At 71.3% G+C, this 24623-nt stretch carries 19 protein-coding genes; 8 read left to right on the top strand and 11 right to left on the bottom strand.

Going from position 1 to position 24623, the window contains the following annotated elements; all coding sequences use genetic code 11:
- Entirely contained in the window at window positions 1–1155 is a 1155-nt protein-coding gene (locus ACFVJQ_RS28885) for a glycosyltransferase (RefSeq protein WP_385788300.1), read from the top strand.
- A complete protein-coding gene (locus tag ACFVJQ_RS28880) occupies window positions 1152–1805 on the top strand; it encodes a lipopolysaccharide biosynthesis protein (RefSeq protein ID WP_385788297.1) in 654 nt (217 codons plus the stop codon). The genes ACFVJQ_RS28885 and ACFVJQ_RS28880 overlap by 4 nt, the downstream gene beginning before the upstream one ends.
- 32 nt (window positions 1806–1837) lie before the next feature.
- On the opposite strand, the gene ACFVJQ_RS28875 is transcribed toward ACFVJQ_RS28880, so the two are convergent.
- A complete protein-coding gene (locus tag ACFVJQ_RS28875) occupies window positions 1838–3049 on the bottom strand; it encodes a glycoside hydrolase family 26 protein (RefSeq protein ID WP_385788294.1) in 1212 nt (403 codons plus the stop codon).
- Window positions 3050–3217: 168 nt separating this feature from the next.
- On the opposite strand from ACFVJQ_RS28875, the gene ACFVJQ_RS28870 reads away from it, so the two are divergent.
- Entirely contained in the window at window positions 3218–4474 is a 1257-nt protein-coding gene (locus tag ACFVJQ_RS28870) for an ATP-grasp domain-containing protein (RefSeq protein ID WP_385788291.1), read from the top strand.
- Window positions 4475–4476: 2 nt separating this feature from the next.
- The gene (locus tag ACFVJQ_RS28865) at window positions 4477–5742 is read left to right on the top strand and encodes an NAD(P)-binding domain-containing protein (RefSeq protein ID WP_385788371.1); all 1266 of its coding nucleotides are present in this window, start codon (window positions 4477–4479) and stop codon (window positions 5740–5742) included.
- Window positions 5743–5854: 112 nt separating this feature from the next.
- Here ACFVJQ_RS28865 and ACFVJQ_RS28860 read toward each other — a convergent pair whose 3' ends face one another.
- From ACFVJQ_RS28860 to ACFVJQ_RS28850, 3 genes are all read right to left on the bottom strand, one after another.
- Complete coding sequence (locus ACFVJQ_RS28860; protein ID WP_385788288.1) at window positions 5855–6655, bottom strand: chaplin; 801 nt, start codon at window positions 6653–6655, stop codon at window positions 5855–5857.
- 214 nt (window positions 6656–6869) lie between these two features.
- Window positions 6870–7733, bottom strand: a complete 864-nt coding sequence (locus ACFVJQ_RS28855; protein WP_385788285.1) for an ABC transporter permease — start codon at window positions 7731–7733, stop codon at window positions 6870–6872.
- Window positions 7730–10378, bottom strand: coding sequence for a CocE/NonD family hydrolase (locus tag ACFVJQ_RS28850; protein ID WP_385788282.1), 2649 nt, complete (start codon window positions 10376–10378; stop codon window positions 7730–7732). The genes ACFVJQ_RS28855 and ACFVJQ_RS28850 overlap by 4 nt, the downstream gene beginning before the upstream one ends.
- Window positions 10379–10637: 259 nt before the next feature.
- Between ACFVJQ_RS28850 and ACFVJQ_RS28845 the strand changes: the two genes are divergently transcribed.
- Window positions 10638–12065, top strand: a complete 1428-nt coding sequence (locus ACFVJQ_RS28845) for a condensation domain-containing protein (RefSeq protein ID WP_385788279.1) — start codon at window positions 10638–10640, stop codon at window positions 12063–12065.
- 71 nt (window positions 12066–12136) lie between these two features.
- Here ACFVJQ_RS28845 and mmsA read toward each other — a convergent pair whose 3' ends face one another.
- The 5 genes from mmsA to iolC are packed head-to-tail and all read right to left on the bottom strand — an operon-like array spanning window position 12137 to window position 18203.
- Entirely contained in the window at window positions 12137–13639 is a 1503-nt protein-coding gene (gene mmsA / locus ACFVJQ_RS28840) for a CoA-acylating methylmalonate-semialdehyde dehydrogenase (RefSeq protein ID WP_385788276.1), read from the bottom strand.
- A 14-nt stretch (window positions 13640–13653) separates the two neighbouring features.
- A complete protein-coding gene (iolD, locus tag ACFVJQ_RS28835) occupies window positions 13654–15531 on the bottom strand; it encodes a 3D-(3,5/4)-trihydroxycyclohexane-1,2-dione acylhydrolase (decyclizing) (protein WP_385788273.1) in 1878 nt (625 codons plus the stop codon).
- A complete protein-coding gene (gene iolB, locus ACFVJQ_RS28830) occupies window positions 15528–16349 on the bottom strand; it encodes a 5-deoxy-glucuronate isomerase (protein ID WP_385510244.1) in 822 nt (273 codons plus the stop codon). The genes iolD and iolB overlap by 4 nt, the downstream gene beginning before the upstream one ends.
- Before the next feature lie 7 nt (window positions 16350–16356).
- Complete coding sequence (locus tag ACFVJQ_RS28825; RefSeq protein ID WP_385510243.1) at window positions 16357–17238, bottom strand: deoxyribose-phosphate aldolase; 882 nt, start codon at window positions 17236–17238, stop codon at window positions 16357–16359.
- The gene (iolC, locus tag ACFVJQ_RS28820) at window positions 17235–18203 is read right to left on the bottom strand and encodes a 5-dehydro-2-deoxygluconokinase (RefSeq protein WP_385788270.1); all 969 of its coding nucleotides are present in this window, start codon (window positions 18201–18203) and stop codon (window positions 17235–17237) included. The genes ACFVJQ_RS28825 and iolC overlap by 4 nt, the downstream gene beginning before the upstream one ends.
- A gap of 331 nt (window positions 18204–18534) precedes the next feature.
- Here iolC and ACFVJQ_RS28815 point away from each other — a divergent pair, with 331 nt between their 5' ends.
- The gene (locus ACFVJQ_RS28815; RefSeq protein WP_385788267.1) at window positions 18535–18735 is read left to right on the top strand and encodes a helix-turn-helix transcriptional regulator; all 201 of its coding nucleotides are present in this window, start codon (window positions 18535–18537) and stop codon (window positions 18733–18735) included.
- A gap of 19 nt (window positions 18736–18754) precedes the next feature.
- Here the strand turns inward: ACFVJQ_RS28815 and ACFVJQ_RS28810 are convergent, their stop codons facing one another.
- Entirely contained in the window at window positions 18755–19798 is a 1044-nt protein-coding gene (locus ACFVJQ_RS28810) for a zinc-dependent alcohol dehydrogenase family protein (RefSeq protein WP_385788264.1), read from the bottom strand.
- 148 nt (window positions 19799–19946) lie between these two features.
- Between ACFVJQ_RS28810 and ACFVJQ_RS28805 the strand changes: the two genes are divergently transcribed.
- Window positions 19947–20186, top strand: coding sequence for a heavy-metal-associated domain-containing protein (locus ACFVJQ_RS28805; protein WP_129802521.1), 240 nt, complete (start codon window positions 19947–19949; stop codon window positions 20184–20186).
- A gap of 107 nt (window positions 20187–20293) precedes the next feature.
- Complete coding sequence (locus ACFVJQ_RS28800; protein ID WP_385788260.1) at window positions 20294–22558, top strand: heavy metal translocating P-type ATPase; 2265 nt, start codon at window positions 20294–20296, stop codon at window positions 22556–22558.
- A gap of 623 nt (window positions 22559–23181) precedes the next feature.
- Here the strand turns inward: ACFVJQ_RS28800 and ACFVJQ_RS28795 are convergent.
- On the bottom strand, window positions 23182–24471 hold the full coding sequence (locus ACFVJQ_RS28795; RefSeq protein ID WP_224736656.1) for a citrate synthase: 1290 nt from the start codon (window positions 24469–24471) through the stop codon (window positions 23182–23184).
- Between the last annotated feature and the right edge of the window lie 152 nt (window positions 24472–24623).

Below are 24623 nucleotides of genomic sequence, written 5' to 3'. Positions count from 1 at the left end.
ATGAAGGCTCTGCACATCATCACCGGCCTCGGCGTCGGCGGCGCCGAACAGCAACTGCGCCTGCTGCTGCGCCATCTGCCCGTCGACTGCGACGTCGTGACGCTCACCAACCCCGGTGCGGTCGCCGAGGGCCTCGCCGCCGACGGCGTCCGCGTCGTGCACATCGGCATGGACGGCAACCGCGACCTGACCGCCCTCCCGCGCCTGGCCCGGGTGATCCGCGCAGGCCGCTACGACCTGGTGCACACGCACCTGTACCGGGCCTGCGTCTACGGCCGGCCCGCCGCACGTTTCGCCGGGGTCCGCGCGGTCGTCGCCACCGAACACTCCCTGGGCGACTCGCAGATGGAGGGCCGCAGGCTGACGCCAGGCGTACGCGCGCTGTACCTCGCCAGCGAGCGGCTCGGCTCGTCGACGGTCGCCGTCTCCGCAACGGTGGCCGACCGCCTGAAGCGCTGGGGCGTGCCCGCGCCCCGCATCGAGGTCGTCCCGAACGGCATCGACGTGGACCGCTTCCGCTTCGACCCGGAGCGGCGCGAGCGCACCCGCCGGCGCCTCGGCCTGCCGGAGGGCGCGTACGTCATCGGCGGCATCGGCCGGCTCACCCGGGGGAAGCGGTTCGACGTCCTCGTGCACGCGCTCACCCGGCTCCCGGACGACCACTGGCTGCTGCTGGTGGGCGGCGGTCCGGACGAGCCCATCCTGCGCCGCACGGCCCACGAGGCCGGCGTGGCCCACCGCGTCCTGTTCACCGGCGAACGCCCCTACGTCCCCGACGGCTCCCCCGGCCCCGACCTGCCCTCGCTCACCTCCGCGATGGACCTGCTCGCGTCCCCGTCCATGGAGGAGTCCTTCGGCCTCGCGGCCGTGGAGGCGCTGGCGTCCGGCCTGCCCGTGCTCTACGCCTCCTGCCCGGCGATCGAGGACCTGCCGCCGTCGGCCGTCGCCGGCGCCCGGCGGGTGCGGGGCGGCGCCGAGGCGTACGCCCGCGCGATCGCCGAGGTCCGCGCGGCGGGCCCCCGGCCGCGCACGGCACCGGAGGTCACGCACCGCTACAGCATCACCCGCAGCGCAGCCCGCCTCATGGACGTGTATGCGGCCGCGCTCTCCAGTTCGTCGTCGTCCCTCTCACCTCTGGGAGCCAGCCCGTCATGACCACCACTCCGATCCGTCAGCGCCTGTCCCTGGCCCGTCTCAGGAAGCTGCCGTCCTGGTCCGTGCTCGCGGCCGGCACCCTCCTCGGCGGCCTGCTCGGCGTCACGTACGGCCTGGTCACACCCCCCAAGTACACGGCCACCAGCTATGTCATCGCCGTACCGACCGACAAGGGCGGCCCGGAATCCGCGCTCGGTTTCGCGCAGGCGTACGGCCGGGCCGCCACGCAGCTCGCCGTGCTCGGGGACGCACAGGTGTGGGCGCGCGTGCCGGTGCGGACACTGCAGCACAGCGTCCGCACGGCGACCTCGCCGGACGCGCCCATGGTCGCCGTCACGGCCACCTCCTCACGTCCCGGCCTCGCCGTCGACATGGCCAACGCGGTCTCCCGTGCGCTGACCCGGCACGCGGACGACACCAGCAGCAGCACCCAGGTGCGGCTGGTGCAGTTCTCGCGGGCGGTGAAGCCGACCGAGCCGACGTCCACGTCGCCGGCGGTGACCGCTCTGGTGGGCGCGAGCGCGGGCGGGCTGCTGTGCGGTCTGGCGCTGCTGGCGCGGCCGAGGCAGGCCCGCCAGGACGACGACCCGCTCCCGGCCGCCTCGGTGCCGGGCCCGGCCGCCGCCGCCGATGTGCGCGGACAGCGGTGACGGCGGTGGAAGCGGTCGAACTCCCGGCGGCACTACCACCAGTCGAAGCGGAGGCAGAGCTTCCCGCCGAGCGCCTCCTCCAGCCAGCTGCCCAGGTCCACCGGCGTGCACTCCTCCTCCGGGGCCGGCGGTGTGGGGGGCGGCGTCGGCTCCGGCGTGGGTGGTGTGGGGGGCGGCGTCGCCTCGTCGATGCCGCCGAAGAAGGACCGGTAGAGGTCGGACGACCTCGGGTTGTCCTCGCAACTCCACACACCGTGCGGACAGTAGTCGGTCAGCGTGTTGTAGAGCGGCCGGTGCTCGCCGATCCACGCGAGCATGCGCCGCATGTACTCGGCATTGTCGCCGTTGCGGAAGAGTCCCCATTCGGGATACGAGATGGGTTTTCCGTGGGCCTTCGCGAAATCCACATGGTCCTGAAGTCCGTAGGGCTCATTCACCTGCTGGTCGAACGACTTTCCGACCGGCTGGTCGTAGGCGTCCATGCCGATGATGTCGACCGTGTCATTCCCCGGATAGCACTCCGTCCAGGGGATGGCGTCCCTGCCACGGCTCGGCGTGAATTCGAACCGGAACTTCTGGCCCGGCACCGAACGCATGGTGGTGACGATCCTGTTCCAGTACTTCTTCCAGGCCTGCGGGTCCGGACCGCAGCGATGGGTGTACGTGGTGCCGTTCATCTCCCAGCCGAGCACCAGGACCGTGTCCGGCACCTCCAGCTGGACCAGCCGCTCGGCGAGGGCACGGAAGTGGTGATCGAACTCCCCGGCCGCGCCCCGCCGCAACAGCTTGCGGACCTCGGCGTCGGAGACGCCCGCCTCGTTGCGCTCCTGCAGGGGGACGTTGAGGATGAGCATCCGGTCGTCCTCCTGGTTGCGCCAGTTCGCCCACACGTTGAGGAAGCCGGGGGCGCCCTCGATGTCGCGCCAGCTGTTGCCGGGCAGGTAGGTGTGGCCGACGCGGAGCTCGGCACCGCCCAGCCAGTGGCTGAACCGCGGCATGCGGGCCACGCCACGGGCGTCGGAGCCGAGGAAGGCACCGAAGGTCAGAGCCTTACTGCCCGACGAGGGCCCTGGGACCTCGGGGGCGGGAGCCGCCGGGACCGGCGCCGGAGGGCGAGCATCGTCGCTCGGCACCACCCTCACCTCCACCGGGAGACCGGACGCCAGGACTGCCGACGCGGCTGCGACCGCCACCGCGCCCGCGGCCAGCCAGCGGACCCGGATCCGCTTGTGGTGAGGGGCCATGCTGTTCCTTTCCTCAATCTCCTCCGGCCTTCCGCCGCAGTTCCTGCTTATTGACCAACCGTCACATGAAGTCAGGCACAGAAAAACCAATGGTGCCACTGCCATTGCGGCTTTCGAGTGCTGCGCCCGCCCGTGCGGGTGAGCCAATCCGTTAGAAAGAGAGATTTCGTGCCGCTACTCGACACCCGCGTCCCTGCCGTACTGCTACGAATCGACCGGAACCCTTTTCACCACGGCACGCTGGGAGCCGTGCGTTCGCTCGGCAGAGCGGGAGTGGAGGTGCATGTCGTCGCCGATTCAGCGAGAAGTCCGGTCCATGTGTCGCGTTACGTGCGTCAGATGCATCCCCCGCCGCTCCCGGGAGCCTCCCCGGACGACATCCTCGGCGTGCTGCGCCGCGTGGCCGACCGGATCGCGCGTCCGGCCGTCCTGGTCCCGATGGACGACGCGTGCGCCGTCGCCGTGGCTCGGATGCGGACCGAACTCGCGCCCTCCTACCTGCTGCCGACGATGCCGGGCACGCTGCCCGAACGCGTGGCCGACAAGGCGGAACTGGCCGCCGTGTGCGCGTCCGCGGGCGTCCCCCACCCGATGACGCTGGTCCCGGACAGTGCGGCACGGGCCGCCGCCGACGCGCGGCAGCTCGGGCTGCCGCTGGTGGCGAAGTGGAGCCGGCCCTGGCTGCTGCCGGCCGGCAGCGGGCTGCGCAGCACGGTGCTGGTGCGCTCCGTGCAGCAGGCCCGCGAGCTGTATCTGCGCACCGAGGAGGCGGGCAGTCGGCTGCTGCTGCAGGCGTACCTGCCGCCGGGGCCGAACCGGGACTGGTTCTTCCACGGCTACGCCGACCACTCGGGCACCCTGCGCGCGGGCGGGCCAGGCCGCAAGCGGCTGGACTGGCCGCGGGGAGCGGGGCTGACCGCGGTGGGCTGCTGGACACCCAACCCGCAGGTGCAGGCGCTGGCCGAGCGGCTCACCGGCGAGCTGGGTTACCGCGGCATCTTCGACCTCGACTTCCGCCGCTGCGGCACGACGGGCAGCTATCACCTGCTCGACTTCAACCCGCGCCCCGGCGCGCAGTTCCGGCTCTTCGCCGACAGCGCGGGACTGGACGTCGTACGCGCCCTGCACCTGGACCTGACGGGCCGTCCGCTGCCGGACGGGGCCCCCATGGCCGGGCGGACGTTCGTGGTGGAGAACTACGCGCCCCTCGCGGCACTGCGTGCGGCGCCGGGCGGGCGCGAACTGGCCTGGTACGCCCCGGACGACCGCGCGCCCGGATGGGCGATGTGGGGCCTGTGGTGCAGGCATGTGTCCCGCCGGCTGCGTGAGCGGCTGGGCGCGACGGCGGCGGCACCGGCGGCGCCGCGGCTCATTCCCCGGGCGTCCTCGCCCTCCCTGACCGATAACGAGAAAGCGAGCAGTTGATGATGTACGACCTTCTGGTGGTGGGCGCAGGCCCGTACGGCCTGTCGATCGCGTCCCACGCCGCGGCCGCCGGGCTGAACCTGCGCGTGTTCGGCCGGCCCATGGCGTCCTGGCGGGACCACATGCCCCGCGGCATGTTCCTGAAGTCGGAGCCCTGGGCGTCCAACCTCTCCGACCCGGCCGGGCGTTGGCGCCTGGACGTCTACTGCGCCGAGCACGGCCTGACGGCACGTCATGCGCAGCCGATCCCGGTCGAGGCGTTCGCGTCGTACGGCCTGTGGTTCGCGCGCCATGCCGTGCCGGAGGTGGACGAGCGCACGATCACCCGGGTGGTGTCCGGCCCCGGCGGCTTCACGGCGGTCACCGAGGACGGACAGGCGCTGTACGCGCGGGCGGTGGCGCTGGCGGTCGGTGTCATGCCGTTCGTCGAGATCCCGCAGGCGCTGCGCGGACTGCACCCCTCACTGGTGACGCACAGCAGCCACCACAGCGACCTCGACCGCTTCCGCGGCAAGGACGTCACGGTCATCGGCGGCGGCCAGGCGGCCCTGGAGACCGCGGCGCTGCTCGCCGAACAGGGCACGTCCGTACGTGTGCTGGCGCGGGCCGACGGGCTGCGGTGGAACGACGTGCCGCCGCCCTGGGAGCGCCCCTGGTGGCAGTCGCTCCGCTCCCCGCACAGCGGCCTCGGCCCCGGTTGGCGGAACTGGTTCTACGCCGAGCGCCCCGGCCTTTTCCGGCGCCTGCCGGAGTCGACCCGGGCCCGCATCGCGACCACGGCGCTGGGTCCGGCGGGCGCGTGGTGGGTGCGGGACCGGGTGGAAGGCGTGGTGGAGCTGCTGCCGGGTCATGAGGTCACCGCGGCCTGTGCGGTACCGGGCGGCCTGCGGCTGGACATGGTGAGCCGCGCGGGCGTCCGGAGCGCCCTGGAAACCGAACATGTCATCGCCGCCACAGGGTTCCGGCCGCGCTGCGACCGGCTCGGACTGCTCTCGCCCGAGCTGCGCGGAACGCTGGCGGCCCTGCCCGACGGCTCCCCGGTGGTCGGGCGCGACTTCGAGTCCTCCCAGCCCGGACTGTTCCTCGCGGGCCTGGTGACCGCCTCCGGCTTCGGCCCGGCCATGCGCTTCGTCCAGGGCGCGTCCTTCACGGCGGAGACCCTCGTCCGAGGGGTACGCCGCCGGCTCAGGTCGACCCCGACGAGCGCGACGGTCCCCGTACCGGGAGGCGGCCGCCGAACCGAAACGCCGTCGCCGGTACGCCGCTGACGAAGCAACGCGAAGCCGCTCGGGGCCGCTGACGACTCCCTCGTCGTCAGCGGCCCCGAGCGGCGTTTCCTCCCGGTTCGGGTGCCGGGCGGGTTGCGTCCGGCAGGGGCACCTACCGGTGGGAGGTGGCGCGGCTGCGGCGGTACACCAGGACCCCGCCCGCGAGCAGTGCGGCACTGGCGGCCGAGGCCGCCATCAGCGCACCGCTGCCGGTCTCGGCCAGCTGGGGCACCTCGCCGGGCAGCACCTCGGCCATGGGCGGCAGCTCGCTCGGCGGCGTGGGACGCGGCGCCTCCTTGACGCGCGGAGGAGCCGGGGTGGCGGGCGTGGACGGCGCACTCGGCTTCGCAGGCGTGTCCACCTCGGTGCCGTAGCCGTAGTCACGGTTCGAGCAGGTGTCGTCTGCCGCCTCGTTGAACACCGCGAGGATATCGACGGCGTTGCCGCACACGTTCACCGACAAGTCGACCGGCACCTGCAGGCTGTTCCCGGACAGCACACCGGGAGAATCCTTGGCGACCCCTTCCGCGTGCGCGCCGGAGGTGTCGTCGCCGTAGCCGTCGGAGTCGCCGGAGCTGCTGGAGCTGCTGGACTTGCCGGATCCGCTGGACTTACCGGACTTGTCGAACGTCTCAGAAGAGGACTTGGCCGACCCGTCCTCCTTCTTGTCCGAGGTGTTGGCGCAGCTGTTGCCGAACGCCTTGTTGAGCAACGCGGCCACATCGACGGTGTTGCCGCACAGGTTCAACGGCACCTTGATCGGCACCTGCACGGCGTTCCCGGACAGCACACCGGGAGAATCCTTGGTGACTGCTTCCGCCTGGGTGTCAGCGATGGCGGACGTGCCGTACAGGGAGAGCATGCCCGTGGCGGCGGCCGCCGCGAACACTCCCCTGCTCAGGGTCTGTCGCAATGTCGTTGTCTTCCTGCTCGAAGAATGAAGCACTGGGAAGGCCGGCCTCGGAACGGAGATTTCGTCCAAGGCCGGCCAGGACACAGCCGGGAAGCTGGTGCGTTGGGCGGTCAGTCGTTCTTGCACTTGGCCCGGTCCGAGGAGTCCTTAGCCCTACGGCTTCATCAACACGACACCCGAGAATTGGTTTCGCAGGTTCACCCGGTTGGCGCGCTTACGAGACCACGTCCTTGCGGGCGAAACCCCGGAACGCCAAAGCGAAAAGCACGAGTGCGTATGTAATGGAAATCGCGGTGCCCTGGATCATGCCGGACCACTCGGGGCTGGGCTGGACGGCGTCCGCCCAGGCGAACTGCCAGTGCGCGGGCAGGAAGTGGCGCCAGTCGCCGAGGGCGGTCACCGCGTCGAGGACGTTGCCGACGATGGTCAGGCCGACCGCGCCACCGACCGCGCCCAGGGGGGCGTCGGTCCTGGTCGACAGCCAGAACGCCAGCCCGGCGGTGACCAGTTGCGACACGAAGATGAACGCCACGACCACCACGAGTCGCTGGGCCGCGGTGCCCGCGTCGAGCGCACCGCCGGTGGGGATCTGCAGCGGGCCCCAGCCATAGGCGACGCTGCCGACGGCCAGCGCGACGAGGGGCAGCAGCACCATCGCGGCCAGGCTCAGGCCGAGCCCGACGACCAGCTTGGACCACAGCAGCCGGGCCCGCGGCACGGGCGCCGCCAGCAGATAGCGCAGGGACGACCAGCCGGCCTCCGAGGCGACCGTGTCCCCGCAGAACAGGGCCACCGGGACCACCAGCAGGAAGCCCGCGGAGACGAAGAGGTTGACCGCGGCGAAGTTGGCGGCGGACGCGGTCGCCGAGTCCATCAGCGTGATCCGGTCGCCGCCGGCATCCGGCTCGCCGCCGATCGCGAACGCGACGACCAGCACGAACGGCAGGACGGCGAGGATGCCGAACATGACCAGCGTGCGGCGCCGTTTCAACTGGCGGACCAGCTCGACCCGGAGGGGCAGCGTACGGCCCGCCCGGTAACCGGAGGCGACCTCGGTGCGCTCGGTGAGCGTGCTCATGCGGAACCTCCGATCAGGGTGAGGAAGGCGTCTTCCAGGCGGCGGTGCGGGCCGACCGACGCGACGGGCACTTCGAGCCGTACGAGTTCGGCGACCAGGCGGGCCGGGCTGCCGTCGGGGTCGAGGCGGACGAGGAGTCCGTCGTCGGTGAGGACGGCGGAGGCGACGCCCGGCAGGGCGGCGACCTTCTCGGCGACCGGCTCCTCCACGGGCACGGCGGTGCCGACGAGGAGGGTGTCGCCGGAGCCGACGATCTCGCCGACCGGGCCCGCCTGGACGAGCCTGCCCCGGTCCATCACCACGAGATGCGTGCAGGACTGCTCGACCTCGGCCAGGAGGTGGCTGGAGACGATCACCGTACGGCCGGCCGCCGCGTACCGGATCATCACCTCGCGCATCTCACGGATCTGGGGCGGGTCGAGGCCGTTGGTGGGTTCGTCGAGGATGAGCAGGTCCGGCAGGCCGAGCATGGCCTGGGCGATGGCCAGGCGCTGGCGCATGCCCTGGGAGTACGTGCGCACCGCGCGGGCCAGCGCGTCGCCGAGCCCGGCGATCTCCAACGCCTCGTCCAGGTGGGCGTCCTCGGCCGGGCGGCCGGTGGCCTGCCAGTACAGCTCCAGGTTCTCGCGGCCGGAGAGGTGCGGCAGGAAGCCCGCGCCCTCGACGAAGGCGCCCACCCGGGACAGCACCGGCGCACCGGGGCGGATCGCGTGGCCGAAGACGCGGATCTCGCCGCCGTCCGGCTTGATCAGGCCCATCAGCATGCGCAGGGTCGTCGTCTTGCCCGCGCCGTTGGGGCCGAGCAGGCCGAGCACCTGGCCCTTCTCCACGTGGAAGGACAGGTCCTTGACCGCGTACCGGTCCGCCGAATTCGCGTACCGCTTGCTCAGGTCGGTGATCTGGAGCGGGACGTCGGACAGGGCGGGGTCCGGTGCCGGCGTGGCGGTGCGGCGGCGGGCCGAGAGCAGCAGGGCCAGGGCGATCCCGGCGCCGGTCAGCGGCAGCCACCACACCCAGGCCGGCAGCGGGGCGGCGGCGGTCGTGACGGCGGGGGCCGTCGGGATCGTCAGGTCGCTCTTCAGGGAGACGGTGTACGTCGCCGGGGCGGCCGGGGAGGCGTACGCGAGGTCGGTCGAGGCGAGGACCAGGCGCAGCCGGTGGCCCTTGTCGACCTCGTGGTCGATCGTCGGGAGTGTGATCGTCACGTCCTTGCCGGACCTGGCGCCCTCGACCCTGAGGGGGGTCACCAGCTGGGAGGGCAGCACCTGCTGGGTGCCGTCGGCTCCGACGTCGTACACCTTGGCGAACAGGACCGCGTCGTCGCTGCTGGACTGCACGTGGACGGTCACCGTCGGCGATCCGGTGATGCGCAGGTCGTCGCCGACGGGCGCCGACTCGAAGCGGGCGTACTGGCCCGGGAAGTCGAGGGACACTCCTACGCCCAGCGAGGACAGCTGGGCGAGGCCGCCGGCACCGCCGAGGCCGGGGAGGGCGGAGACGGCGGGCGGGCCGGCGCCGGGCGGGTTGTCGAAGGTCTGCTCGCGTCCGGTCAGTTCCACCGAGCGCTGTCCGCTCTCCAGGCCGGGGTACGCGTCCGCGCTCGCGCCCCGCAGCAGGGCCTCGCCGTCGGTGGAGTCGACGCCTCCGGTGCGGGTGACCCGGAAGGCGGGGCCGGTGTCGGCGTCCTTGTCGTCCTTGAGGTACCGGTCGAACCAGGACTGCACGCGCGCCTGGACGCGGCTCGTCTCCATGTCGCCGCCGTCATGGCCGCCGGCGATCCAGTCGACGTCGACGGGGGCGCCGTTCGCCTTGATGGCCCTGGCCGCCGCGTCGGCCTGGCCGAGCGGGAAGAGGGAGTCGGACTGGCCCTGCACCAGGAGGGTCGGCACCTTGATGCGGTCGCCGACCGCCGAGGGCGAGCGGGCCTGAAGCAGGTCCCGCGCCTCGGTGTCCGGGGTGCCGGACGTGGCGACCCGCTCGTACATCTCGCACAGCCGCGGCTCGAACTCGGCGCAGCCGCCGCCGGAGTTGACGAAGATCCCGGCCCACAGCTTCTTGAACACGCCGTTCGGGAAGAGGGCGTCCGCGAGGTTCCAGTACGTGATCGCCGGGGCGATGGCGTCCACCCGGTTGTCGTACCCGGCGCCGAGCAGGGAGATCGCGCCGCCGTACGACGCTCCCGCCATGCCCACGCGCGGGTCGCCGCCCTTGTCGAGCTGTACCTGGGGCTGCTCGGCCAGCCAGTCGATCAGCCGGGAGACGTCGGCGACCTCGGCGTCCGGACCGTTCAGCCCGATCTTCCCGGTCGAGTCGCCGAACCCGCGCGCCGACCAGGTCAGCACCGCGTACCCGTCTCTCGCCAGGTCCTCCGCCTGCTGCCGTACGTCGTCCTTGCTGCCGCCGAAGCCGTGCGCCAGCAGGACGGCGGGCCGACGGCCGGCCGAGCCCGAGATGAAGTACGAGGTGTCGATGCGCACCCCGTCACCCATGGCCATCACCCGGTCGGCGCGGCGCACCGCGGGCGCGTCGTCGTCGGCGACGGCCGTCCACGTACCGGCACCGGCGAGCGCCACGACCGCGGCCGCGGCCGCGACGATCCGCCGCGGCCGCCGTAGCCCACGCCATGCGGGCAGTCGAAGATCCATGCGTCAACGGTACGGGGCGAACCTGTCGGCAAGTTATCGACCGGAGACCGAACCCCCACCCCTCCCACGGAGGTACGCGCCCTCTCCCACGTACTGCGGCCGTGGTACGCCCGCCCCACCGCCCACCGGGCCGGGCACTGGCGTTCGAGACACCATCCGTTCCGCTGAAAAGCCGCATGAAAAGCCGCAAAGCAGCACGTTTCTGGCGTATCCGCATCTGATCCTTGAAGATCTGCCCCTCTGCGAACGGAGACGCCCTGTGCGCATCACAGACATCCAGCGGTGCGAGGTCCGGCCCGGACGGCTCGTCGAGTGGACGCTCAGTCCGGCGACCGTTCAGGCGGCGGCGGACCTGCCGGACGACTCCCGGCCACCGGCGTACATCCAGGAGTCGCACATCCGCACCGCCCGGTCCGTGCGTGAGGACGGCCTGTTCGTGCCGACCTGGCTCGGCACGGCGTTCGACATCCCGGGCAGGATCGACCTGGACGCGCTGGAGGACGCACTGCGCAGCTGGACCCTCCGCCACGAGACGCTGCGCAGCGGCTTCCGTCTGCGCGACGGCGAGATGCGCCGGTTCACGCTCAGCACCGGGGCGGTGTCGCTGCATCGCGAGGTCGTCGGCGACTTCTCCGAACCGGCGGACCTGGTCCGGCACCTGCAGGACCGCTTCGACGTCGCGGCGGACGCGCTCGGCTGGCCGAACCTCATCTACACGGCGGTCGTCCGGGACGACTGCACCAGCGTGTACATGGCCTTCGACCACAGCAACGTCGACTCCTACTCGATCCAGCGCATCCCCGCCGAGGTCCATGAGCTGTATGCGGCGAACGTCGCGGGCCGTGCCGTGGAGCAGACGCCGGCCGGCAGTTACATCGACTTCTGCGAGATCGAGCGGGCGGACGCGGACCGGATCGACGGGACCCATGAGATCGTCGCTCGCTGGCGGGAGTTCATCCACCGATGCGGCGGCAGGCTGCCGAGCTTCCCCGTCGATCTCGGTGTGGTTCCCGGCGGCCGGCTGCCCGCCCAGAAGCTCATGTCCGAGATGCTCGTGAGCCCGGACGACGCCGCCGCCTTCGAGGCGTACTGCCGGCCCTATGGCGGAAGCCTGGTCGGCGTTCTGGCGGCCACGAGCATCATCGTCCGGGAGATCGGCGGGCAGTCCGTGTATCGCACGGTCGTGCCGTTCCACACCAGGGTGAAGTCCCAGTGGTCGGACTCGGTCGGCTGGTATGTCGGCGGCGCGCCGATCGAGGTTCCCCTGGTGCCGGCCGCCGACTTCGCCACCCTCCTGAAGACCGTGCGCAGCCAGCTGCAGACCAGCAGGCCGCTGGCCCGGATGCCCATCGCCCGGGTGCTCCGCCTGCTCGGCTCTGACTTCCGCCCGACGTCGCCCGACCTGTACTCGATCGTCTCGTTCGTCGACGCCCGGGGCATCCCCGGTTCCGGGCGCTGGTCCGAGCTGGCGGCGTACGCACTGATCCGGGTGTCGTACGGCGACCAGGTGTGCGTGTGGTTCAACAGGCTCCACGAGGGCCTGTGGTTCACGTGCCGCTACCCGGACACCGACATCGCGTACAAGAACATGCGGCTGTACGCCGAGCAGTTGCGCGACCTCATCGTCCTGGTGGCCCGCGGTTCGGCACCGTCGGCCGCAGGCGCCGGTCACCTCGCCGACAGGTGAAGAGGGCCGCCGAGCAGCAGGGCTGATCCCCCGCTCGGCGGCCGTACGGCCTTAAGGTGGCCGCTGCTTCCTCAGTGGTTGCGCGGGAAGCCCAGGTCGACGCCCGCCGGGGCGTCCGCCGGGTCCGGCCAGCGGGTGGTGACGACCTTGCCACGCGTATAGAAGTGCGTGCCGTCGTTGCCGTAGATGTGGTGGTCGCCGAAGAGGGAGTCCTTCCAGCCGCCGAAGGAGTGGTAGCCGACGGGGACCGGGATCGGGACGTTCACGCCGACCATGCCGGCCTCGATCTCCAGCTGGAAGCGGCGGGCGGCGCCGCCGTCCCGGGTGAAGATCGCGGTGCCGTTGCCGAACGGCGAGTTGTTGATGAGCGCCACGCCGTCCTCGTACGTGTCCACGCGCAGCACGCACAGCACCGGGCCGAAGATCTCGTCCTGGTAGGCCTTCGCGCTGGTCGGCACCTTGTCGAGCAGCGAGATGCCGATCCAGTGGCCGTCCTCGAAGCCGTCGACCGTGTAACCGGTGCCGTCCAGGACGACCTCGGCGCCCTCCGCCGCCGCGCCCTCGACGTACGACGCCACCTTGTCGCGGTGGGCCGCGGTGATCAGCGGGCCCATCTCGGAGGCCGGGTCGTTGCCCGGGCCGATCTTGATCTTCTCGGCGCGCTCCCGGATCTTCTCCACCAGCGTGTCACCGATCGCGCCGACCGCGACGACCGCGGAGATCGCCATGCAGCGCTCGCCCGCCGAGCCGTAGGCCGCGGACACGGCCGCGTCCGCCGCCGCGTCGAGGTCGGCGTCCGGCAGGACCAGCATGTGGTTCTTGGCACCGCCGAGGGCCTGGACGCGCTTGCCGCCCGCGGAGGCGGTGGTGTGGATGTAGCGGGCGATCGGGGTGGAGCCGACGAAGGACACCGCCTTGACGTCCGGGTGCTCCAGGAGGCGGTCGACGGCCACCTTGTCGCCGTGCACGACGTTGAAGACGCCGTCCGGCAGCCCGGCCTCGGCCAGCAGCTCGGCGAGGCGGATCGACGCCGACGGGTCCTTCTCGCTCGGCTTCAGCACGAACGTGTTGCCGCACGCGATGGCCAGCGGGAACATCCACATCGGCACCATCGCCGGGAAGTTGAACGGCGTGATGCCGGCGACCACACCCAGCGGCTGCCGGATCGCGGCCACGTCGACCCGGTTCGCCACCTGCGTGGACAGCTCGCCCTTCAGCTGCACGTTGATACCGCAGGCCAGGTCGACGATCTCCAGGCCGCGCGCCACCTCACCGAGGGCGTCGGAGTGCACCTTGCCGTGCTCGGCGGTGATCAGCTCGGCGATCTCGTCACGGTGCTCGTCCAGCAGCGCCCGGAACCTGAACAGGACGGACGTGCGCTGGGCCAGCGAGGACTGGCCCCAGGTCACGAAGGCCTCCTTCGCCGCCGCGACCGCCGCGTCCACCTCGTCGACGGATGCGAACGCGACCTTCGTGGTGACCGCGCCGGTCGCCGGGTCCGTGACGGGACCGTACGTGCCCGACGCGCCTTCGACGGACTTGCCGCCGATCCAGTGGTTGACGATCTTCGTCATGCCCAGTTGCTCCTTCACAGATGGCGGCGTCGGGTCGAGACGTGCCGTTCGTACAGCTCACGGGCCTTGACCGCGGACGCTCGGGTCGCGGTCTCGGCCACGGGTACATCCCACCAGGCCTGCGCCGGAGGCGCGCCCGACACTGTGTCTGCCGTTTCGGTCTCCACGTAGACACATGTGGGAGTGTCGGCGGCCCGCGCCTCGGCGAGCGCCGCCCGCAGGTCGCGTACGGTCTTCGCCCGCAGCACCCGCATGCCCAGGCTGGCCGCGTTGGCGGCCAGGTCGACGGGGAGCGGGGCGCCGGCGAAGGCCCCGTCGTCGTTGCGGTAGCGGTAGGCGGTGCCGAAGCGCTCGCCGCCCGTTTCCTCCGACAGGCCTCCGATCGACGCGTACCCGTGGTTCTGCACCAGCAGTACCTTGATCGCGATGCCCTCCTGCACGGCGGTCACGATCTCCGTCGGCATCATCAGGTAGGTACCGTCGCCGACCAGCGCCCACACCGGCCGGTCCGGGGCGGCGAGCTTCACGCCGATCGCGGCCGGGATCTCGTAGCCCATGCAGGAGTAGCCGTACTCCAGGTGGTACTGGTCGTACGACCGCGCCCGCCACAGCTTGTGCAGGTCGCCGGGGAGCGAACCGGCTGCGTTGATGATCACGTCCGACTCGTCGACGATCGCGTCCAGCGCGCCGAGCACCTGCGGCTGCGTCGGCCGTACGTCCGGCTCGTCCGCCTCGTAACAGGCGTCGACGCGCTGCTCCCAGCGCTCCTTGTCCTCGGTGTACTCGGTGACGTACGACGGCGCGACCCGGTGGTCGTGCATCTCCAGCCTCTCGGTCAGCTCCTCCAGGCCGGTACGGGCGTCCGCGATCAGGGGCATCCCGGCGAGCTTGTGGCCGTCGTACGCGGCGATGTTGAGGTTGAGGAAGCGGACGTCCGGGCCCGTGAAGAGTGTGCCGGAGGCGGTGGTGAAGTCGGTGTACCGCGTGCCGACGCCGATCACCAGGTCGGCCGTGCGGGCCAGTTCGTCGGCGGTGGCCGTGCCGGTGTGGCCGATGCCGCCGACGTCCTGGGGGTGGTCGTAGGGCAGGGAGCCCTTGCCGGCCTGGGTGGAGGCGACGGGGATGCCGGTGGTCTCGGCGAACTCGGCGAGGGCGCCCTCGGCACGGCTGTGGTGGACGCCGCCGCCGGCGATCAGCAGCGGTCGTCGGGCCTGCCTGATGGTCCGTACGGCCTCGGCGAGTTCGGTCGGATCGGCGCCCGGACGGCGTACGACCCAGGTGCGCTCGGCGAAGAAGTCCTCCGGCCAGTCGTACGCCTCGGCCTGCACGTCCTGGGGCAGCGCGAGCGTGACCGCTCCCGTCTCGACCGGGTCGGTGAGCACGCGCATGGCCTGCAGCGCCGCCGGGATCAGGGCTTCCGGCCGGGTGATCCGGTCGAAGTACTTCGACACCGGGCGCAGGGAGTCGTTGACCGACACGTCGCCCGCGTACGGCACTTCGAGCTGCTGGAGGACCGGGTCGGCGGGGCGGGTGGCGAAGATGTCGCCAGGGAGGAGCAGGACCGGGAGGTGGTTGATGGTCGCGAGGGCGGCGCCGGTGACCAGGTTGGTGGCGCCCGGGCCGATCGACGTCGTCACCGCGTGCGTGGACAGGCGGCCCGACTGGCGGGCGTAGCCGACCGCCGCGTGCACCATCGCCTGTTCGTTGCGGCCCTGGTGGTACGGCATGACGTCCGCGTACTCGACGAGCGCCTGGCCGATCCCGGCGACGTTGCCGTGGCCGAAGATGCCCCAGGTGGCGCCGATGAGCCGCTGCCGTACGCCGTCCCGCTCCGTGTACTGGGCGGCGAGGAAGCGTACGAGCGCCTGTGCGACCGTGAGCCTGGTGGTCATCGGTAACCCCCTGTGCTTTCGACGTGGTCGGGGTGGAAGCAGATCCGCCACTCCCGGGTCTCACCCGGTCCCGCCATGACGTTCAGGTAGTACATGTCGTGGCCGGGCTGGGCGATGGACGGGCCGTGCCAGCCGTCGGGGACGAGGACGGCGTCACCGGAGCGGACCTCGGCGAGGACGTCGGATCCGCCGTCGCGCGAGGGGAACACGCGCTGATAGCCGAAACCGTCCGGGCCGTCGATCTCGAAGTAGTAGATCTCCTCCAGTTGCGACTCCTCGCCCGGCCGGTGCTCGTCGTGCTTGTGCGGCGGGTACGAGGACCAGTTGCCGCCGGGCGTGACCACCTCGACGGCGATGAGCTTGTCGCACTCGAAGGCGTCGGCCGAGGCGAAGTTGCGGACGTGGCGCGTGCAGGTGCCGCTGCCGCGCTGCTCGACGGGGACCTCCGGCGCGGGGCCGTAGCGGGCGGGGAGTCGTCGCTCGCACTTCGCTCCTGCCAGGGCGAAGCGGCCTCCCGCGCCGGAGGAGATCTGTGCCTGGGCGTCGCGAGGCACGTAGGCGAAGTCGGTGACCGAGGCGAACACGCTGTCCCGCCCCAGGAGGCGGAACACCTCGTCCATGACCTGCACCGTACAACCGCCTTGCAGGGGCAGCACGATCCACTCGCTGTCCCCGGTGGTGAAGGTATGGGTGCCACCCGGCTCCAACTCGACGATCCGCAGGCTGCTGTGCGTCCAGCCGGCCAACTTCGGGTCGATGTCGAGCGTGTAGTACGCGTCGGCGGTGGTGCCCTTCGGGACGTACAACTCGTTGCTCATGCGGCCCTCACAGCAGTCCTACGGCGGTGTCCACGGCGGCGGTCACATCGCCGTCCGCCGGGTACAGCAGCGAACGGCCGACCACCAGGCCCCGCACGGTGGGCAGTTGCAGCGCGCCGCGCCACTTCTCGTACGCGCCGTCCTGGTCGTCCCCGACCTCGCCGCCGAGGAGCACGGCGGGCAGCGTCGTCGTCTCCATGACCTGGGCCATGTCGTCGGGGTTGTCGGTGACCGGCACCTTCAGCCAGGTGTACGCCGAACTGCCGCCGAGACCGGAGGCGATGGCGATGGACCGGGTGACGGCGTCGGCGGACAGGTCGTTGCGCAGCCGCCCGTCGGCGTCCCGGCGGGAGATGAACGGCTCGACGAAGACGGGGAGTCTGCGGGCCGCCATCTCGTCGATGGCGCGGGCGGTGGACTCCAGGGTGTTCAGGGAGCCCGGGTCGTCGTAGTCGATCCGCAGCAGCAGCTTGCCGGCGTCGAAGCCGAGGCGCTGCAGATCCTCGGGGCGGTGGCCGGTGAAGCGGTCGTCGAGTTCGAAGCGGGCACCCTGGAGTCCGCCGCGGTTCATCGAGCCCATGACGACCTTGTGGTCGAGGGCGCCGAGCAGCAGCAGGTCGTCGAGTATGTCGGCGGTGGCGAGGACGCCGTCGACGCCGGGTCTGCCGAGCGCGAGGCAGAGACGTTCGAGGAGGTCGGCGCGGTTGGCCATGGCCAGTTTGCGGTCGCCGACCCCGAGGGCGCCGCGGGCGGGGTGGTCGGCGGCGACGATCATCAGCCGGCCGCTCTCGCCGAGCAGCGGGCGTCGGACGCGGCGGGCGGCGGCCTCGGCGATCGCCTCGGGGTGGTGGGTGCGGGTGCGGACGAGATCCGCGACGTCGACGCTCACTGTCCGGCCCCCGTGGTGCCTACGGCTCCTGCCGCGAGGGCCGCTGCCACCTCGTCCGGGGTCGGCATCGCGGAGGAGCACTCCAGCCGGGAGGCGACGATGGCGCCGGCTGCGTTGGCGTGGCGCATGATCTTCTCCAGTTCCCAGTCGGCGAGGAGGCCGTGGCAGAGGGAGCCGCCGAAGGCGTCGCCGGCGCCGAGGCCGTTGAGGACGGTGACCGGGAGCGGGGGGACCTCGGCGGACTCGCCGCTCTGATGCACGGCGAGGACTCCCTTGGGCCCCTGCTTCACGACCGCGAGCTCGACACCGGCGTCGAGGAGGGCGCGGGCGGCGGCGTGCGGTTCGCGGATGCCGGTGGCGACCTCCACCTCGTCGAGGTTGCCGACCGCGACGGTGGTGTGGCGCAGGGCTTCGGCGTAGAAGGGGCGGGCCGCTTCGGGGTCGGTCCAGAACATCGGACGCCAGTCGAGGTCGAAGACCGTCGTGCCCGCCTTCGCCCGGTGGGCGAGGGCCGCGAGGGTCGCCGTACGGCTGGGCTCCTCGCTCAGCCCGGTACCGGTGACCCAGAAGATGCCCGCCTCGCGGATGGCGTCGAGATCGAGGTCATGGGCGTCGATCTCCAGGTCGGGGGCCTTGGGCTGCCGGTAGAAGTACAGCGGGAAGTCGTCCGGCGGGAACACCTCGCAGAAGGTGACCGGCGTGGGCAGTCCGGGTACAGGGGTGACCCAGCGGTCGTCGACGCCGAAGTCGCGCAGTGCTTCGTGCAGGTAGGTGCCGAAGGGGTCGTCGCCGGTGCGGGTGATCACCGCCGTACGGCGGCCGAGGCGGGCGGCGGCGACCGCGACGTTGGTCGCCGATCCGCCGAGGAACTTGCCGAAGGACGACACCTGCGGGAGCGGGACACCGGTCTGGAGCGGATAGAGGTCCACGCCGATCCGCCCCATGGTGATCAGGTCGTACGCCATCGAGATCCCTTCGCGTTCCCGTCGCGCCGTCGTCGGCGGTTCTCTCCGGTTTCTAGTCTCCGCACGGGAGCCTGTCAATAGTTTGTCCAGACATTCGGACCAGTGGGCAGATCTCGTATACGCCTCTGCTGCACCTGTGTCACAAAAGCCACTCCCTTGTCACACATGTCGCGGGTACGCGGGCCCTGGGTCACACCCGGCCCACAGGCGCTTCCCCGCGCTCACTCTGCGTCGTTGACCGGACACAGGCTTGGTGATCGCCAGTGCACTGCCCGGCTCCCCCGACGGCCGTTCCCGGCCGGCGCCGCGGCAGCGCAGGGAGGTACAGCTCATGACCGACCGAAGGCTCTGGTCGTACAAGGAGATCGCGGCGCACATCCGGGTGCAGCCGGACACCGTGCGGTCGTACCGCAAGCACGGACTACTGCCTCCGCCCGACCACATCGAGGGCGGCAAGCCCTACTGGTACGCGGACACCGTCCGCGCCTGGGTCGCCTCCCGGCCGGGCAACCGAGGCCGCAGAACGGAGTGACCGCGCGAGCCCTTCGAGGTCAGCTCCACGGTTCGATGACCGTCACGCCCGCGCCGGGTGCGGTACCCAGAGCCGCCAGCGCCTGCGGGGTCGCGTCCAGAGGGATGGTGGAGGTCACGAGGAGGTCGGGGCGGAGGGCTCCCGCGCCCACCAGTTCCAGCATCGGCGGATAGGTGTGGGCGGCCATGCCGTGGCTGCCGAGGAGTTCGAGCTCCAGGGCGATGACGCGAGCCATGGGGACGGGAGTCGCGCCCGTGGGTGAGGGGAGCAGGCCGACCTGGATGTGGCGGCCACGGCGGCGCAGGCCGTCGACGGAGGCGGCGCAGGTGGCGGGGGAGCCGAGGGCGTCCAGCGAGAGATGGGCGCCGCCGCCCGTCAGGTCACGGATCGCCTCCGCCGTGTCCTGCGTCCGGCGCGCGTCGACGCACTCCGTCGCCCCGAACCTCCGTGCCAGGTCCAGGGCCTGCGGCGACACGTCCACGGCGATGACCCGCGCGCCGGACGCCGCCGCGATCATCACCGCCGACAGGCCCACTCCCCCGCAGCCGTGCACCGCCACCCACTCCCCCGCCGCCACCCGACCCTGCTGCACGACCGCGCGGAACGCCGTGGCGAAGCGGCAGCCGAGCGAGGCGGCCGTCGCGAAGGCCATGCCGTCGGGGACAGCGACGAGGTTCACGTCGGCGTGGTCCAGCGCCACGTACTGGGCGAACGATCCCCAGTGCGTGAACCCGGGCTGCGTCTGCCGCTCGCACACCTGCTGATCGCCGGCCGCACAGGACGGGCAGGTGCCGCAGGCACACACGAACGGCACGGTGACCCGGTCGCCGGGCCGCCAGCCGGTCACCCGGGCGCCGACGGCCTCGACGACACCGGCGAGTTCATGACCGGGGACGTGCGGCAGCGTGATGTCCGGATCGTGACCCTGCCAGCCGTGCCAGTCGCTGCGGCACAGCCCGGTGGCCTCGACCCGCACCACGACACCGTGCTCGGCGGGCTGCGGGTCGGCCACCTCCCGCACCTCGGCCGGCTCCCCAAAACGCTCGAACACCACAGCCCGCATCTGCCGTTCCTCTCCTGATCGATCGCGCCCCGCCACCCCACGATCACCACCCAGCCTTGGATTCATACCCCCTAGGGGTATAGTGTGAGGTATACGGGCACCCTCGTGGGCCCCGTCAACCCCATACGCCTCGACGAGGAGTAACGACATGACCGCCCAGACCGACACCCCGGGTTCCGTCACCGCCGTCTACAAGGTGAGCGGGATGAGCTGCGGACACTGTGAGGGCGCCGTCTCCGGCGAGATCTCCGAGATCCCCGGCGTCAGCTCGGTGCAGGCCGTCGCCGCCACCGGCGAGGTCACCGTCGTCTCCGAGTCACCGCTGGACGAGGAAGCCGTGCGCGCCGCCGTCGACGAGGCCGGCTTCGAGCTGGCCGGGCGCGCCTGAAACCCACTTTCCCGGCACCGGGCCGTACCGGCCGGCGGTCGCACTCCGCACCCGACCCCGGCCCATACGGTCCGGTCCGCCGTCTGGACGTCGTCTGGAGTCCGCACATGACCAGCACCGCAGAGATCCCCGCCCAGCCCGCCATATCCACCCCCGCCCCGGACGTCTCCCAGGTGGAGCTGCTCATCGGGGGGATGACCTGCGCCTCCTGCGCGGCCCGCGTGGAGAAGAAACTCAACCGGATGGACGGCGTCACCGCCACGGTGAACTACGCGACGGAGAAGGCGCGGATCAGCTACCCCGCCGGAACCGAGGTCGCCGATCTGATAGCCACCGTGGTGCAGACGGGTTACACCGCCGAGGAGCCCCCGCCCCCGCAGCCCGTACGCGAGCAGGAGGCCCCGCCAGCCCGTGACGCGGATCCCGAACTGGCGGCCCTGCGGCACCGTCTGATCGTCTCCGCGCTGCTCGCCCTGCCCGTCGTCCTTCTCGCGATGGTCCCGTCCCTGCAGTTCGACAACTGGCAGTGGCTGTCCCTCACCCTCGCCGCCCCCGTCGTGGTCTGGGGCGGTGCGCCGTTCCACCGGGCCGCGTGGACGAACGCCCGGCATGCCGCGGCCACCATGGACACGCTGGTGTCGATCGGCACGCTGGCCGCGTTCGGCTGGTCGCTGTGGGCGCTGTTCTTCGGCGACGCGGGCATGCCGGGCATGCGGCACGGCTTCGACCTCACCGTCTCGCGCACCGACGGCGCCTCGACGATCTACCTCGAAGTCGCCGCCGGAGTCACCGCGTTCATCCTCCTCGGCCGCTATCTGGAGGTCCGCTCCAAGCGCCGCGCCGGCGCCGCCCTGCGGGCGCTGATGGAGCTCGGCGCGAAGGACGTGGCGGTGCTCCGCCACGGGCGCGAGATCCGCATTCCCGTCACCGACCTGGCCGTCGGCGACCGGTTCGTCGTACGCCCCGGAGAGAAGATCGCCACCGACGGAACCGTCGTCGAGGGCGCCTCCGCCGTCGACGCGTCGATGCTGACCGGCGAGTCCGTGCCGGTGGACGTGACCGCCGGGGACGCGGTGACCGGCGCGACCGTGAACGCCGGGGGCCGCATCGTCGTCGAGGCCACCCGGGTCGGCGCCGACACCCAGCTCGCGCGGATGGCGCGGCTCGTCGAGGAGGCGCAGACCGGCAAGGCGGAGGTACAGCGGCTCGCCGACCGGATCTCCGGCGTGTTCGTACCCGTCGTCCTGGTGATCGCCACGGCCACCTTCGGGGCGTGGCTCGGCGCGACCGGCGACGCCGTCGCCGCCTTCACCGCGGCCGTCACGGTGCTGATCATCGCCTGCCCGTGCGCGCTGGGCCTGGCCACCCCGACCGCGCTCATGGTGGGCACCGGGCGCGGGGCGCAGCTCGGCATCCTCATCAAGGGCCCCGAGGTGCTGGAGTCCACGCGCCGCGTCGACACCGTCGTCCTGGACAAGACCGGCACCGTGACCACCGGTCGCATGACCCTCCAGGAGGTGTACGTCGCCGAGGGCGCCGACGAGCAGCAGGTGCTGCGGCTCGCGGGCGCCCTGGAGCACGCCTCCGAGCATCCCGTCGCCCGGGCGGTGGCCGCGGGTGCCGAGGAGCGGGTCGGGGCGCTGCCGGGGGTGGAGCGGTTCGAGAACGTGCCCGGGCGGGGCGTACGCGGACGGGTGGCCGGCCACGAGGTGGCCGTGGGGCGCCTGTTCAGCGAGCTTCCGCAGGAGTTGGCCCGCGCCAAGGATGAGGCCGAGAGAAGCGGCCGTACGGCCGTCGTCGTCGGCTGGGACGGGGTGGCGCGCGGGGTGCTCGCCGTCGCGGACGCCGTGAAGGGGACCAGCGCCGAGGCGGTGCGGGAGCTGCGCGCGCTGGGGCTCACGCCCGTGCTGCTGACCGGGGACAACCGGGCCGTCGCGGAGACGGTGGCGGACACCGTCGGGGTCGACGAGGTGATCGCCGAGGTGCTGCCCGAGGACAAGGTGGACGTGGTCAGGCGGCTGCAGGCCGAGGGGCGCACCGTCGCCATGGTCGGCGACGGCGTCAACGACGCGGCCGCGCTCGCCACCGCCGACCTCGGGCTCGCGATGGGCACCGGCACCGATGCGGCGATCGAGGCGGGCGACCTGACCCTGGTGCGCGGGGATCTGCGGGTCGCGGCGGACGCGATCCGGCTGTCCCGCCGGACCCTGGCCACGATCAAGGGCAACCTCGTCTGGGCCTTCGGCTACAACGTGGCCGCGCTGCCGCTGGCCGCGGCCGGGCTGCTCAACCCGATGATCGCCGGGGCGACGATGGCCTTCTCGTCGGTCTTCGTGGTGACGAACAGCCTCCGGCTGCGTACGTTCCGCTGAAGCCGGAGGAACGAAACCGAAGCAGGGCCCCCTGGAGTCCGAGACGAGCCTCACATAAGCTCTTCACAAGGCTCGCGCATCTTCCTTACGCTTGAGACCCGTTCGCCATACGGGGCCTCTTGCGTATCTAATGGGACATATGCAAGAGACGCAGATCACAGTGATGTGAACGTAACCATCGAAGGGGTTCGAAGGTCTAAGTTGGCGATGTCAGAGGGCGTCTTGGGGGGCGCCACCTGGCATCTGGGGATGTCTTGGGGGACTTCCTCAGAGATGCGTTGCCGGGGCACGTACACCGGGGAGCTTTGAGCGGCCCTCCCAGAGTGCGCTGTCCCGGCAGACCGCAGCAGCCGTACAGTTCGCACCACCCGAGCACAAAGAGTTTTGCTCATTGTGCTCACAGCGATTCAGGCGCTGGTCTCACAGGCGCCCGGCCGGATCCCGTGGGGGGAATCCGCACCGGGACATGGGAAGGCGCCCTGGTCGTCGGCCCGTGGGGGGACCGGCGCCAGGGCGCCTTCTGTATTTTTTGAGGCTCGGTTCGCCTCCGGGGCGCGCCCCTTCGGCTCACTCGCCGGGCCAGTTGCAGTGAACGGCCAGCTCGCCCGGCGACTAGAAGCTGCTCAGCGCTCCTCGACCGGAACGAAGTCGCGCTCGACCACGCCCGTGTAGATCTGGCGCGGGCGCCCGATGCGGGAACCCGGCTCCTTGATCATCTCGTGCCACTGGGCGATCCAGCCCGGCAGCCGGCCGAGGGCGAACAGGACCGTGAACATCTCGGTCGGGAAGCCCATGGCCCGGTAGATCAGGCCGGTGTAGAAGTCGACGTTCGGGTACAGCTTGCGCTCGGTGAAGTAGTCGTCGGAGAGCGCGTGCTCCTCCAGCTTCAGCGCGATGTCCAGCAGCTCGTCGGACTTGCCGAGGGCCGACAGGACATCGTGCGCGGCAGCCTTGATGATCTTGGCGCGCGGGTCGAAGTTCTTGTAGACCCGGTGGCCGAAGCCCATCAGGCGAACGCCGTCCTCCTTGTTCTTCACCTTGCGGATGAAGGAGTCGACATCGCCGCCGGAGGCCTGGATGCCCTCGAGCATCTCCAGCACCGACTGGTTGGCGCCACCGTGCAGCGGGCCCCACAGGGCGGAGATGCCCGCGGAGATCGAGGCGAACATGTTCGCCTGCGAGGAACCGACCAGGCGCACGGTCGAGGTCGAACAGTTCTGCTCGTGGTCCGCGTGCAGGATCAGCAGCTTGTCGAGCGCGGCCACGACGACCGGGTCCAGCTCGTACTCCTGAGCCGGCACCGAGAAGGTCATACGCAGGAAGTTCTCGACGTAACCGAGGTCGTTGCGCGGGTAGACGAACGGGTGGCCGATCGACTTCTTGTACGCGTACGCCGCGATCGTCGGGAGCTTGGCGAGCAGACGGATCGTGGAGAGGTTGCGCTGCGTCTCGTCGAACGGGTTGTGGCTGTCCTGGTAGAAGGTGGACAGCGCCGAGACGACCGACGACAGCATGGCCATCGGGTGGGCGTCGCGCGGGAAGCCCTTGTAGAAGTTCTTGACGTCCTCGTGCAGCAGGGTGTGCCGCGTGATCTCGTCCCGGAACCGGGTGAGCTCGTCGACCGTCGGCAGCTCACCGTTGATCAGCAGGTAGGCCACCTCCAGGAAGGTGGAGCGTTCGGCCAGCTGCTCGATCGGGTAGCCGCGGTACCGGAGGATGCCCTGCTCGCCGTCGAGGTAGGTGATGGCGGATTTATAGGCGGCCGTGTTCCCGTAACCGCTGTCCAGGGTCACGAGACCGGTCTGGGCCCGGAGCTTGCCGATGTCGAAGCCCTTGTCCCCGACGGTGCTGTCGATCACCGGGTAGGTGTACTCGCTGCCGTCGTACCGCAGTACTACAGAGTTGTCGCTCACGTCTTCCCTCACCGACGTAGTGCCTCATCTTCGAGGTGCCCTGACTGTCTCTACCATCCCCCATTTGGCTCAGGAGAGTGCACTCGGGGTCGACCATTGGGCTTATTGGCGGCACTCAGTGCCGCCAACCTGCTCATCCTGCCCCCTTGATT

It is taken from the genome of Streptomyces sp. NPDC127197 (genome assembly GCF_042672405.1).
Classification (GTDB): Bacteria; Actinomycetota; Actinomycetes; order Streptomycetales; family Streptomycetaceae; genus Streptomyces; species Streptomyces flavusporus.
Note: the sequence above shows the minus strand (reverse complement) of the source record. Positions and strands in the feature narration are given on the sequence as shown.